The 13,202-nt window shown below is 55.0% G+C and carries 12 protein-coding genes; 3 read left to right on the top strand and 9 right to left on the bottom strand.

Annotated elements, in window-relative coordinates; genetic code table 11:
- Nucleotides 1-272 precede the first annotated feature (272 nt).
- The 7 genes from FHS19_RS26055 to FHS19_RS26025 form a co-directional block, all read right to left on the bottom strand.
- Nucleotides 273-698: a DUF1801 domain-containing protein gene (locus FHS19_RS26055; RefSeq protein WP_183584712.1), complete on the bottom strand. Its 426-nt coding sequence runs from the start codon at nucleotides 696-698 to the stop codon at nucleotides 273-275.
- 69 nt (nucleotides 699-767) lie between these two features.
- Nucleotides 768-2,543 carry a stalk domain-containing protein gene (locus FHS19_RS26050; protein ID WP_183584711.1) on the bottom strand — a complete coding sequence of 592 codons (1,776 nt, stop codon included), beginning with the start codon at nucleotides 2,541-2,543 and terminating at the stop codon, nucleotides 768-770.
- A gap of 189 nt (nucleotides 2,544-2,732) precedes the next feature.
- Complete coding sequence (locus FHS19_RS26045; RefSeq protein WP_183584710.1) at nucleotides 2,733-3,098, bottom strand: MmcQ/YjbR family DNA-binding protein; 366 nt, start codon at nucleotides 3,096-3,098, stop codon at nucleotides 2,733-2,735.
- Between the two features lie 14 nt (nucleotides 3,099-3,112).
- Nucleotides 3,113-3,778 carry a YdeI/OmpD-associated family protein gene (locus FHS19_RS26040; protein ID WP_183584709.1) on the bottom strand — a complete coding sequence of 222 codons (666 nt, stop codon included), beginning with the start codon at nucleotides 3,776-3,778 and terminating at the stop codon, nucleotides 3,113-3,115.
- Between the two features lie 292 nt (nucleotides 3,779-4,070).
- Nucleotides 4,071-6,632 (bottom strand): carbohydrate-binding domain-containing protein, encoded by a 2,562-nt coding sequence (locus FHS19_RS26035; protein ID WP_183584708.1) that lies wholly within the window; start codon nucleotides 6,630-6,632, stop codon nucleotides 4,071-4,073.
- A gap of 19 nt (nucleotides 6,633-6,651) precedes the next feature.
- On the bottom strand, nucleotides 6,652-7,332 hold the full coding sequence (locus FHS19_RS26030) for a DUF4956 domain-containing protein (RefSeq protein WP_183584707.1): 681 nt from the start codon (nucleotides 7,330-7,332) through the stop codon (nucleotides 6,652-6,654).
- Nucleotides 7,329-8,078 carry a polyphosphate polymerase domain-containing protein gene (locus tag FHS19_RS26025; protein WP_183584706.1) on the bottom strand — a complete coding sequence of 250 codons (750 nt, stop codon included), beginning with the start codon at nucleotides 8,076-8,078 and terminating at the stop codon, nucleotides 7,329-7,331. The genes FHS19_RS26030 and FHS19_RS26025 overlap by 4 nt, the downstream gene beginning before the upstream one ends.
- Before the next feature lie 299 nt (nucleotides 8,079-8,377).
- Between FHS19_RS26025 and FHS19_RS26020 the strand changes: the two genes are divergently transcribed.
- Both FHS19_RS26020 and FHS19_RS26015 read left to right on the top strand, forming a co-directional pair.
- On the top strand, nucleotides 8,378-9,055 hold the full coding sequence (locus FHS19_RS26020; protein WP_183584705.1) for a response regulator transcription factor: 678 nt from the start codon (nucleotides 8,378-8,380) through the stop codon (nucleotides 9,053-9,055).
- Nucleotides 9,055-10,449 (top strand): sensor histidine kinase, encoded by a 1,395-nt coding sequence (locus FHS19_RS26015; RefSeq protein WP_183584704.1) that lies wholly within the window; start codon nucleotides 9,055-9,057, stop codon nucleotides 10,447-10,449. Before FHS19_RS26020 ends, FHS19_RS26015 begins: the two co-directional genes overlap by 1 nt.
- 158 nt (nucleotides 10,450-10,607) lie before the next feature.
- On the opposite strand, the gene FHS19_RS26010 is transcribed toward FHS19_RS26015, so the two are convergent.
- Entirely contained in the window at nucleotides 10,608-10,895 is a 288-nt protein-coding gene (locus tag FHS19_RS26010; protein WP_183584703.1) for an alpha/beta-type small acid-soluble spore protein, read from the bottom strand.
- Nucleotides 10,896-11,009: 114 nt separating this feature from the next.
- A complete protein-coding gene (locus tag FHS19_RS26005) occupies nucleotides 11,010-11,936 on the bottom strand; it encodes a LysR family transcriptional regulator (RefSeq protein WP_183584702.1) in 927 nt (308 codons plus the stop codon).
- A 156-nt stretch (nucleotides 11,937-12,092) separates the two neighbouring features.
- On the opposite strand from FHS19_RS26005, the gene FHS19_RS26000 reads away from it, so the two are divergent.
- Nucleotides 12,093-13,184, top strand: a complete 1,092-nt coding sequence (locus FHS19_RS26000) for an oxidoreductase (protein WP_183584701.1) — start codon at nucleotides 12,093-12,095, stop codon at nucleotides 13,182-13,184.
- Nucleotides 13,185-13,202: the final 18 nt, after the last annotated feature.

Raw genomic sequence — 13,202 nt, 5'->3', positions numbered from 1 at the left:
CTTGATATTTTGCCCGCCAGGTTGAGGGTCGAATAGGACGCAAATACGGCGATCATGAACGAGAGAAGTACGATCCATAAATTATATGATTCATGTAACAGGACGATGGGGCTGACTCCTTGTTGTCAGCGCAGTAAAGCTCATAGAGCAAGTATAAAGGAGCGTTCAGCCAAAACGAAAGAAGTATTTTAGCAAAATTCGCTAATTTTCGCCACCTTTTGCACGTGTTTTACCGCCTATCGACATGTCTCCGTGACCCCGGCAGCCTGCCGTCACTCCCCGGTCGGATAGGCTTCCTGCAGATGCTTGACCGACTGCCGGATCAGAGCCTTCAGCACCTCTGCATCGATGTCCGCAACCTTGTTGATATAGACGCAGCCTTTGCCGGAGGTATGCTTGCCCAAATCCTTCAGGAGGACTTCACGCTGTTCTTCTCCAGGGGCAAAATAGAGGCTGATCTTGGCTTTACGGGGCGAAAAACCCACGAGCGGCGCATCCCCTTCGTGCCCTGACGCATACTTGTAATGGTAAGAACCGAAGCCGATGATGCTTGGCCCCCACATTTTCGCAGGGAACCCCGTCGTCTCCGTAAAAATGTCCAGCAGCCGATACGCATCCTGCTTCTTGCCGGGATGCTCCACCTGTTCGATGAACTCGAGGACGCTGTTGTCGGTTTCTTTCGTTTTCAGTTCATACATGGTCGCCACTCCTTCTGCAGGAAAATAAAAGGGCCTGCCCGGTTTCCCGGGCAGACCAACGGAATCGGTTTATTTCACCCAATAAACCCCTTCCTTATAGGTCAAGGTGTACACCAAACCATCATCCGTGAGCTTCGCCGTTTGGATGCGGTCGGATACCAGGCGGGTATTCCCCTTCGCGTCAATCTTGTAGATTCCAGGATCATAGCCTTCCGACAGGTAGTAAATCGCGCTCTTTCCGATGTAGTAAGAGCTCACCGGCTTATCGCTGCGCTTCGTTTCCTTGCCGGTCGCGAAGTCATATTGGTACAGGACGCCCGGATCGTAGGAACTGCCGGCAGCGTTCGAGGTATAGTACAAGCTGCCGTTCAACAGCTGGGCATTAAGCACCTTTCTGGAAATCACGGTTTTTGGCTCCGCTCCGTTCACGTCGGTCTTGGCCAAATAACCGGTCGCACCGTCCACATAATAAATCTGGTTATCCACCATCCAGAACGGACCGGCGGCAGGAGTAAGCTTCACCTGCGTCTGATCAGCCGGGTTGACTTTGTACACCGAGCCTTCATCCTTTGGATCGCTGTCTTTGTAACCGAGCACGTACACAAAGCCGCCTTTCACGTACATCGAGTCATTTACGCTATAGCTGGTGCCTCCCTCGGCGTGCTGCTTCCGGTTGATGGCATAGACGAAGTCGTCCTGGCCGATCGCCTTATTCTCCCCAGTCTTAAGATTAACCCGGCTTAAGTTATCGACCGTTTTGCCCATAACGTTAAAATCGGCATGATACAGGAAATCGCCTGACTTGACAGGCCCGATCATGCTTTTGGCACCTGTTACCTCCTTCAGGGCACCATTTAGGACTCGGTACAATGTCTCCGACCCCATCGTAAGATCGCCGCTATGAAGGTTCACGTACAGCTCATTGTCAATCATCGAGACACTTTGCAGCCAACCGTCCGACGGCTTCCAATCCGTGAGCGAGCTCACCTTCCGAACTTTATTGTTGGTAAGGTCCAGTGCATACAGTACGCCTTGATTGTTCACCGTGGATGCGATATACAAGTCATGCCCGATGACCTTTCCACTGTGCAGTGCCGGCTCGCCCGGAATGTCAACCAGGACTTCCTTCTTGCCGTCGGCCTTCCGGTATAAACGTTCTAATGTGCCGCTGCTTTGATAAATCTGCTTGTAATAATACAGCGCGTCTCCGTATTGGGTCATCGGCGTCAGTATCTTTTCGTCCGCCACCGGCTTCCGGGTGTCCTTCAGCTGGGTCAGGATGCGGTTTTTGACGGCCAGCGTTTCGGCACTTTTCTCGTCAACGGCTTCGTCTCCCATCACGATCAGACCGTCCAGCCACTGGATATTTTTGCCCAGCGCCTCCGCTGCGCTTCTGAGAGGCAGAACGACGCGGCCGCCGATTTTTTGTGGAGCGACGTCCATCTTTTTGGACTCGTTATTCACCAGCATGGTGGTGCTGTTCACTTTGAACTTGATCGTTTTTTTCAGCCCATAGTTCACAAAAGTAACGTCATCGGGATTTTTCGCCTCCCAAATCGTTTGCCACTCACCCTGAGAACGGAACTGCGAAGCCAGCGTCCCCATCAGGCGGATCGGCACCATGACCCTTCCGCTGCGCTGGACGATGTCGTAATCACCGTAAAGGTCGGTCTTTTCCCCGTTAATAAAAGCTTTTCCGTGATAATCATAAGGAATGATGACCATCTGGTCAAAGGTTTGGCTTAAAGGCTTGGGAGCCGCCTTCTCTGCGGCAAAAGCCGGTACCGCCCCGCATACCAACGCCGCGGACAGCAGCAAACTCGTTAGCTTCCATTTTGTAGACATTGAAACTTCTCCTTACCCTCAGAATTTAGTCCTATCTATGGCGAGCCTGGTCCAACCCACCGGCCAGGGACCGCCTAGATTATAGACGTTAGGGAAAAGGAATATGTTTCTAGTTTTTGTACCCTTTTGTGCAGAGAAAGCCACGGCCGCCCATTCAGCCCGCCAGAATCAGCTTCCTCCACAGCCAAACTATAGGCCTTCCATCACCTGCTTCACCAGCCGTTTGGGCGCCGCAAGCAGATACGCCTCCTTGATCAGCACGGCCAGCTCATCCCAGTCCGGGACAGTTGATTTGTCCACGGAAACCCAGCCGTGGTGCCCGATATAGGGCGTTTTGACGTAGCCTTCCTGCTGCAGCAGCAGAAACTGTTCTTCCTTGGTCGACTTGAACGAAAGGCTAGGAATGCCCTCGTTCTCCCCCATCATGACGAACGTTTTGCCTCTGACTTTCAAGACATTGTGGCCGAAGCCGTCAACAATCTCCTCCACCTCCGGCAGCGGACGGCTGATGCTCCTCACCCGCTCCAGCATGTCCAAGCCCTGCTTCGACTTCATCCCAAGCCGCCTCCTTATCTTCTCCGATACAAGTCCATCGTTTTATAGCCCGCCGCCAGAGCGGTTTTCATCTCCTCGCGCCGCTTCTCGCGGGTCTCCTCTTGTACAGCGCTGTAAACGTACCGGGCCCAATCCCGGCGGTATCCCGGCGTTAGAGACTGGTAGAAGGCAAGCACCTCCGGGGCATCCTGCAGATCCTTCTCCACCTCCGGAATCAAGGCTTCATAATCGCCAACGGATTGGCTCGGTTTGGAGGATGGCTGCTTTTTGCTTTGCTTCTCCGCTTTGAGGCCGACGACCGTAAACACGTCGTTCAATCCGACCATTCGCGCAAATTTAATATTGCTTGTCCCAATATATCCATTCTCTTCCGCGCCTAACCCTTCCAGAAGCTCGTCCCTGTGAATATAGGTGGAGTACACCTTGTTTCCCTTTTTCGGATACGCCGCGTACAAATATCCCCCTTCGTTCAGATGATTGCCGTCAATCACCTTCCTCACAAGCGCCTGCAGAGACTCCATATCGAGCACAAAGGCGAAAATCAGGTCGTAACCCCCGTCTTTCAGCTCGGTATCGTACCCCTCCAGACCGGCCAGCAGATCCTCTCCTTCCGGTTGATGCAGTACCGCCGTCTTGTTATATTTTTGCAGGTTCAACTTTTCCACGATCGTTTTCGCCATTCCCACGGACCTCCATAAGTTCATTGATCTCTATAAGTTGAAAATTAAAATGGAAGATGGGGCAAGTACGTCATCATGTACTTCCTTGCTTGCACCGCATTCTTTACTTCAACTCATTTACATAGGTTAACCTGTGGCTTTTTCGTATATAGTAAAGCGAACATTCGGGAAAAAAGCAACCTTCCTGCGGCAGCGCCCCTTGCTCCAGAACGACAAAAAGAACCCCCATCAGATGGGGGTTCTTCGTTACCCGTGCATATCACCGCATTTTCGCGGTATTTTAGGCCGGTCATTAGATGGAGGATGTGCCCGTTTCAGTGGTATCCGAGCTGCCGGAGCCCGACGTGCCGGACTGTCCGGCACTGCTTGTTCCGCCGCCGGACGTACCGCCGCTGGAGTTGCCGGTTGTGCTTCCGTTAGAGTTGCCGGTTGTGCTTCCGCTGCCGCTAGTGCCTGAGGTGCCGCTTTGATCGGTGGTGTCCGATGCATTACCGTTCGCTCCTCTGCCGCCAGGTCCCCGGCCGCCGCCAAAGCCGCCGCCAAATCCACCGCCGCCGGTGGTCACGCCGGACTCGTTCACATACGTGACCGTGTCACCGAGCTTGAAGCTGACGACCTTCGTACCGCCGGTCAGCTTGCCGCCCGTGTACAAGCCGTCTTTCAGCGTACCTGTCGACGTGCCGCCCGTGTAGAAGACGTACGTCTCTCCGGACTTCAGATCCGGCGTTGAAATGACGATGGTCTGGATGTCTTTAGCCGGTGCGAAACTCAGGACCGGCGCACCCGCACTGTCGGCCAGCGTCACCAGCGTGCCCGCCTTCACTGTGCTCGGGAATGTCATGAGCACCGAGCGCTGCGACGACGATTCGGATGGCGCTTGGGCCATACCGGCGCTGCCCGCGGCTACCAGCAGACCGCCGGTCTGCTCGAACGTACCGTCATAGTCAAGGGCGCCGTTGCCGCCCGATGTCGGCCCGTTCACGATCGCGGTGCCACCGGACATGGCGATAGAGCCGTTGGCGTCCAGGCCGTCGCCCTGCGCATTCACCATCAGGTAACCGCCGCTGATCGTGAGCTTGCCGGTACCGGCGCTGCCGCCCCGTCCGCCAGGCATGCCTTGGCCGTCCGGACGCTGCTGAGCGCCGTTTTGGTCGGCTGAGCCGGTCTGCGCCGCCTGGTCACCGGTATTCGCCTGAGCATTGGACTGCGCCGAGTTCGTACCAGACTGCGAACTGGTTCCTGCAGCCGAAGACGTCCCGGACTGTGCCTGATCGCCCGTCTGTCCTTGGCCACCGGCTGCTTGATCCGGCGCCTGTCCCGGCATGCCTGCCGGCGGTTGTCCGCCGAACATGCCGCCCGGCCCTTCCGAGCTGCCGCTGCCGTCGGAAGCATTCACGCCGTCATCGCTGGCGACGACGTTCACTTCGCCGCCGGCGATGTGGATATCCGCGGCCTCAATGCCTTCGTAGCTGTTCTTGATGTTCACTTTGCCGTCGGATATGACGATCGATACGTTGCCGTGAATGCCGTCGTCGCCGGTTGTGAGATCCATCTGGCCGCCGGCAACCAGGACGCTGCCGTTGCTGTGCACCGTGTCATCCGCCGAGTCGATCGTGAACGTGCCGCCCGAAACGGCAATGCCCGCCTCCGCCTTGAGCCCTTTCGAGCTCGTGGACTCGCTTTCCTCATCCTCCGTCTGCGCCACATCCGCGTCTGTTCCACTGCTGCCGTTCGTACCTGCTGCGGCGTCATCCTTCACTTGGGATGCGGAATCCGTACCCGAAACCGATGGCGAGGTGCCGTTCGCCGAATCCGCAGCCGCGCCGCTGCCCGTGTCTTGGGCGTCCCCCTGTGCGCCTGTTCCCGACTGACCGCCGAAATCAGGACGCTGCATCGGCATTTCTTCCTGGTGCGGCTCGGCGTTCGCGCTGCCGCCGCCGGTTACGACATCATAAGTGCCGCCGTCGATAAGGAGCGAGGTGGCTGCCTGGAAGCCGTCGCTGCCGGATTCAACATGGAACGTGCCGTCCTCAATAAGCAAATACCCTTTATCGGTCTTGTCCCCGTCATAGGTCGTCTTGAAGCCATCCCCGCCTGCGTTGACGTTGATCGTGCCTGCTTTGACCGCGGCCAGATCGCGGCCGATGATGCCGTCGTCGGCTGCGTTGACGCTCAGCGTGCCGCTGACGATTTTCAGATCGTCCTTGCTGGTGATGCCGTCCTTGTAATTCCCCTGCACGGTCAGCTGGCCGGTGCCGTTAATCGTCAGATCGTCCTGGCTGAACAGGGCTGCCGTCGGCGCCTCATCGGACGTATCCGCATACTTCGTGCCGTCCGACAGCGTATTCCGCGTCCCTTCCGGCAGCGTCAGCACCGTTTTGCCGGCTTGCTTGACCTGGACAGCCGGGCCGTCCGAGCTGGCGATTTGCGCGCCGTTTAGCACCAGACGCACGACGTCGTCTTTACCCGCATCAACCACAATGCTGCCGCCTTGCAGCTTGCCGCTGATCACATATGTTCCGGCCGAGGATATCGTGATCTTCCCTCCGCTGGCTTTTGCGCCTGCGCCGGTCACAGTGGCGTCCGTGCCGTTCAGCTTGATGACCGTGGAGTCGCCAGCTGACCAATCCACCGTCGTATCGTCGGCGTCATACTCCACCAAATCCTTGATGTTCAGGCTGGCCAGCTTCGCGTTCGCTTCGCTCGCATCCACCGTCGCCGTTTCCGTCGATTCAGTCGCCGTCCCGTCCGCCGTTGTCGTCGTATTGCTTGCCGCATTGGTCGTGCATCCTGAGGCCAGCATGGCCGACAGGATCAGAATCACGGCAAATTTCATTTTATAGGAATGTTTCATCGGATCAACCTCGTTTCGTTTAATATTCCTGCACCGCAGGGTTCATCGTCAGCGTAATGTCCAGATTCCCGTTGCGGGTCCGGATCGCGTCCAGAAATTCCTTCTGGTTCGTCTGCGGCCCCATTTTCACCGAGTACACCACCTCATAGAGGCTGCCGAGCTCGGTGGTCTTGACCTTTTTCAGCTCATACTCGACGTTGTGCTTGCGGAAAATCTCCTCAAATGCCTCCTCGTAACCGAGGTTTTCCGGGATGGTCACCTTGAGCGTCTTGATCGCGTCTTTGCGGGTGCCGAATTTGATCAGCTTCAAGACGTACATCAGCGCGCAGAGGATCACTGTAAACAGTACCGCGTACCCAAAGGCGCCAACGCCGGCGGATAACCCTGCCGCCATGGAGAACAGAACATAGGAGATATCCTTTGAGTCTCCCGGCGCACTCCGGAACCGGATGATCGAGAAGGCGCCGGCCAGACTGAACGCCCGGGCGATGTTGCTGCCAATCAGCATAATAATGATGGCCACGATCGCCGGCAGCACCATCATCGTCAAGGTGAAGCTCGGCGAATAGGCAGGCTGTGTTTTCATGTATGTGAAGCTGATCATGGCACCCAGCACCATGGCGATGGCCAGCGTCAGAAGCGCATGAGATAACGATAAGGCCGTGTCCGCAGCGGACGAATTCAAAATAGAATCGATCATAAAACAACTCTCTCCCTTTCCACAACTGGTGCATTGGCATGTCTTATCGATTTTTTATACTCGTTCCCGTATTTGGAGAAGCTTGTACGGTACATCTGATGCTCGGAGAGCATTTTGGACAGCCAGACCGGAACGGTCTTCTCGGCCTTGACCTCCATCAGCCACTGTCCCCGCTCCATCAGCAGATCGCCGTAATCTCCGGCCTCAAGCGCAAGGTCGTAGCGCCGCGAGCGGATGTTGGTGTCGAAGGTGATCCGCAGATCCCGGTTTCCCTTGCAGAACAAGGCGATGCGGTCGTATGCCAGATACACCATCGGTTTCAGCTCGTACCGGCTCAGAAAATACTCGATCTCGCTGACCACCTGGCGGTTCATGCCCTTCCGGAATTCCGGCGGAATCCCTGTCCGGACGAACTCATATGCCTCATGAAGCTTGAGCGAGGTTCTTCTTTTGTTCACCAGGCCGAATACCTTCTTCTTCAGCTCCAGATATACTTTGGCATCGCTCTCCGGCACGCCGTATGACCGGATCCGCAGCTTTTCCCGGTACTTGGGCTTGGCCAAACTCGTACGGATGAGCGTATGATGCTCCGTATCATAGTACAGGTTGCTGATGGTGTAGAACTTGTTATCCTTGTTGTTTTCATCCGGTTCCATATATGCCATCAGGTCGTTGTAAATGTTGTAAAAAGCCTTGGTGTCCATCAGATACTTGTTCTCATACCGGTTAAACACTTCAATAGCCATCGTCATTTCGCTCCTTTCGTTTATGCAGGTTCACCCGGGCTCATCGCCCTTCATGTTTGTAGCTTAATAGCTTAACCTTTAACGAATCTTAAACATTGCGATAACATTCCATTTACATTCCGATTACATAACAAGTGCACCATTGTACAATAGGGGACAAGCGAAGGAGCTGACGTTCAGGTCAGTCCGGCCGCAGCCTGAAAGGCCGCCGTTCAAGGCGTTAAAGGTTGATTAAAGGTTCGCTTCTTATCATTAAGGGACAATAATGCTTCACTAGAGGTATGAAGGAGATTACGATTATGCGGATATTAATTGTGGAAGACGAGGTTCGTCTGGCCGAGGCACTGACCCAGATTTTGAAGAAAAACCATTACTCCGTCGATGCCGTCCATGACGGCCAGACGGGTCTGGATAACGCCCTCAGCGGGATCTATGATCTGCTGCTGCTCGACATTATGCTGCCGGGGATGGACGGGATTACGCTGCTGAAGACGATCCGGGCCGAAGGCATCGCGACGCCGGTCATCATGCTCACCGCAAAGGGCGAAATTTCGGATACGATTACGGGGCTGGACTGTGGGGCCGACGATTATGTCGCCAAGCCTTTTTCGACGGGCGAGCTGCTTGCCCGGATTCGGGCGGCGCTGCGCCGCAAAGGCGAAGTCGTCCCCGAGGACGGCCTAAAATTCGGGGATATCGAGCTGAATACGTCCACGCTCAAGCTGAGCTGCAACGGCAAGGAGCTGAAGCTGATTTTGAAGGAGTGCGAGCTGCTCGAACTGCTAATGCTGCGAAAGTCGGCGGTCACATCCAAGGAGCAGATGATCGAGAAGCTGTGGGGCTTTGACTCCGATGCGGAGCACAATAACGTGGAAGTCTATATTTCGTTTCTGCGGAAAAAGCTCACGTTCCTGAACGCCTCGGTGCGGATCAGCACGATACGAGGCGTCGGCTATGTATTGGAGGCGACTTCTTAATGTTCAAGAAGCTGCGCAACCGGTTCCTGCTGATGAACATGGTCATCATCACCATTATCATGCTGGTCGCCTTTGCTACGATTTACGTCATTACCTATCAAAACGTGCGCCGCGACATCGGCATGGAACTGGAGCGTGTCTCGGAGTTTTACCACAAGGACGGCGGGCCCGGAAAACAAATTCCGGGGAAAGGCTCCGGGCAGGGCGGGGCTTCGCTGGCCCAGACCGGAAGCGGCGGGAACACGGGCGGCTTGTCCAGCACGGGCAACACTGTCGCCCAGATCCAAAATTCTGTTGGCATCGGCGAGGAACCGTCCGGCTCGGGAGATACGGATCTGCGCCGTCCCCGGGATGGCGGGCAGACGCCGCCGCCGGAGCTGTCGGTATCCTTCGAGCTGAAGACGGACCGGGAATGGAACCTCCTCTCCAAGAACACGAGGTTTGATATGGAGGATACGTTCTATGAGACGGCCAAGGAAGAAGCGGCTTCCAAGCCCGTCCGTAACGCCCAGTTTACCCTAGAGGGAACACGCTGGGCCTACAGCGTTCAGCAGACTCCAAGCGGCTATTCCATCGTGTTTCTCGACGTGACAGCCCAGCTGAAAATCATCACCAACCTGATCTACACCTTTTCCATCGTAGCGCTGGTCATGCTGGCGGTTATCTATCTGACCAGCCGATATTTCGCCAACCGGTCCATCGAACCGGTCCGCGAAGCCTTCGACAAGCAGAAGCAGTTTATTGCGGACGCCTCGCATGAGCTGAAGACGCCACTTGCGGTCATCAACACGAACACTGACGTGCTGCTGGCCAACAGCGACGAGACGATCCGGTCGCAATCGAAATGGCTCCAGCATATCAAATCGGAGACCGAACGCATGAAGACGCTCACGAACGATCTGTTGTATCTGACCCAGATGGACGATGCCCGGGGACATATGATCTTCGTGCCGTTTGATCTCAGCGAAGCTGTCGAAGGCGTCATTCTTACGATGGAAGCGGTCATCTTCGAAAAGGAGCTGTCCTTCACTTACGATATCGAGCCGCGTTTGACCCTGACCGGCAGCAGCGAGCAGATCAAACAGGTCGTCATGATCCTGCTGGACAACGCCGTCAAGTATACCCATCCGCGGGGCTCGATCCATCTGAGTCTGATGAAGCAGCATAACCACCAGCTGCTGCGGGTGACAAACACGGGCGAAGGCATCGCCCCGGAGCATCTGGACAACATCTTCGACCGCTTCTATCGCGTCGACGCCTCCCGCTCCCGCAAGCACGGCGGATACGGCCTTGGCCTGGCGATCGCCAAATCGATCGTCGAGCAGCATAAAGGCAAAATATCCGTGAAAAGCGTGCCGAACGAGAAAACGACGTTTGATGTGCAGCTGGGGTGAGCAGTAAAGTTAAAGTTTTATCCCTTAGCTCATTCATTCGAATAGGAATCAATAAAAGGCACCCATCCGGGTGCCTTTTTTAGTAGCCACAAGGTTCAACTCCATGTCCATGTGTCCTGATCACTACAAATAAGCCGATATGCCGCAGCCGTCAGCTATTATTTCTGCCCATCCTGTTCCGCCAGCTGCTGCTGGGCCAGCCGGATCATCTCGCGGACCATCGATCCGCCGATTTTGCCGCCGACATGGCCGACGGATTCCGTCGTCAGCTCACCGTTGCCGTCCGGGCTGAGCGGCACACCGAGGTCTTTGGCCACTTCGTACTTCACATCATCTGGCCGGTTCGGGTTCACGTCATACCCCTCGCGCCGCATGACTTCCGCTTTAAACGTCTGCATGTCTCGGGCAACCCCAGGCACCGCGTATTTCCGGTTTCTTCTCGACATCCTAGCTTCATCTCCCCACTTGTTTTCCCTTAACATGCCCGGAGACGGCAAAGAACATCCATCCTAAGCGCTGCCTGATCCTGCCTTCCTATATTTACTTCTTTAGATAGGAGATCAGACCCGAAGGTTTCCTTTACGCTCAGACGTTTGTATGTCCCTCCCGTAAAACCGCTGTCCTGCCTTGTTCACACACGCGGCAAAAGCAAGGAACGCTTGGCTCTGGAACTGCTCCTTCCGGGACACCAGCCGTGTGTTCACAAACTGGTATCGTTCGGGAACGGGATACATACTTACGCCATCTTCATCCGTGATCGCAGCAACAGCCATCCGGGTCAGAAACGCACTGCCGATTCCCGCACGAACGCAATTTACCATTGTTTCCAATGTGCTGACTTCGATCATATTCATAGATTGTTCCTCTTTGCTATGGAGCCAATCTTCATTTGCAGCGCGGAGTGGGCAGCCCTTTGGAAACACGACCCAGGCAGGATTCCCCGTCTTATCGATAAATGCTTCTGTCCCTAGACCTGCAGGCGCCAGGAGCACCACCTCTTCCTGTATTTCAAAGGCGATCTGCAGTAAGGACAAATCAAACTCCCCGGTCAAGAAGGCGCCATCCAAGCGTCGATCCAGGACTTTCTCGTAATTTTCCTTCGACGTTGCAGTCACCAGAGACAAGCTCACCTCAGGATATTGACTCTGAAATTCGGATAGCGCCTGAATAAATGGGGCCGTTGAAGCTATCGTTTCCACCACACCGATCGACAGTGGACCGCAAGGATGGTCAGGCTCCTTGACAGCCTTGGCTGCCTCCTCGGCCAGCATGAGAATGTCCGAGGCATATTGATATAAAACTAGTCCTTTCTCGGTAGGGACTACCCCCTTCGGTGTCCTAAGAAACAGCTGCACCCCCAACCCCGATTCCAGCTTTCGCACCCTTGTGGTGAGGTTCGACTGTACATAGCCCAGCTTCTCAGCTGCGCGGGTAATGCTGCCTTCCTTAACGATAGCCATAAACACTTTCAAGTCGGTTAGCTCCATCCCCAAAACCTCCGATTTAATCCCATCAATTTTTTTAATGAGCTCATCTATAGCAATCATTTTACGGTATTACACAGGCAGGATACAATCATCTCAGGTCAACAGCCTGATGCAAGAGAAGGGCCGCTATTAAAAAATAAAGGGAGGTTTTAAAATATGAAGCAATATCCGAAACTTTTTACCGGTTATATGCTAGGTACCCTACCGCTTCCGAATAGAGCAGTTCTGGCGCCGATGACACGCACCAGTGCGGAGGCGGACGGAGTGGCTAACGATCGTATGGTACGTTATTATTCCCGTTTTGCAAAAGGGGGATTCGGCTTGATCATCACGGAGGGCTTGTACCCGGATGCGGAATTCAGCCGAAGTTATCATCATCAGCCCGGTATCGCCAGCGCAGCACAAGCTGATTCGTGGATACCTGTCGTTCAGGCCGTACACCGGGAAGGAGGGAAAATCATTGCCCAATTGATGCATGCAGGCGCGTTAGTCCAGCACAATGCTTTCACTCCGATCGCACCGTCTGCTGTGCAGCCTGTTGGAAAGATGCTGGAGGATCACGGGGGCAGCGGCGAGTTCGCTGTTCCAAAGGCTATGACGTTGGCAGAGATTCGAAGAACGATTGAAGGCTTCAAGCAGGCCGCTCTCCGCGCGAAGTACGCCGGATTTGACGGTGTGGAGATTCATGCCGCCAACGGCTATCTGCTCGACCAGTTTATTACGGATTATACAAACCGGCGCACGGATGATTATGGCGGTGCGACAAGCCGGCGTATCCGCTTCGTAGTAGAAGTCCTCAGAGCCATCCGCTCCGCCGTTGGCCCGGATTATTTGGTCGGCGTTCGCATTTCTCAAGGGAAGGTGAACGATTTTGACCACAAATGGGCTTATGGAGAAGAAGATGCGAAAATCATCTTCGGGGAATTGGCCGCCGCTTCCGCCAGTTACCTTCATACGACCGAGTATAAGGCATGGATGCCCGCCTTCTCGGATAGGGGCCCGACCCTGGCAGAGCTCGCCAAACGATACAGCGGCCTTCCCGTGATCGCCAATGGAAAACTGGGTGATCCTGAAAAGGCCGAACAAATGCTTCTTGCAGGAGCAGCCGATCTGATCGCCGTAGGTACCAGCGCACTGGCCAATCCCGATTGGGTGAACAAGATACGGGAAGGGGGCACGCTTCGGGCTTTTGATCACCGTTTTCTCCAGCCGATGGCCACCTTGAAGGAAGAAGAGGTTTTGGGATAAGACTTGTTCCACACCAAA

It is taken from the genome of Paenibacillus rhizosphaerae (genome assembly GCF_014192015.1).
Lineage (GTDB): Bacteria > Bacillota > Bacilli > Paenibacillales > Paenibacillaceae > Paenibacillus_AQ > Paenibacillus_AQ rhizosphaerae.
The sequence above is the reverse complement of the archived record's forward strand: the minus strand, read 5'-3'. Positions and strand labels throughout refer to the sequence as shown.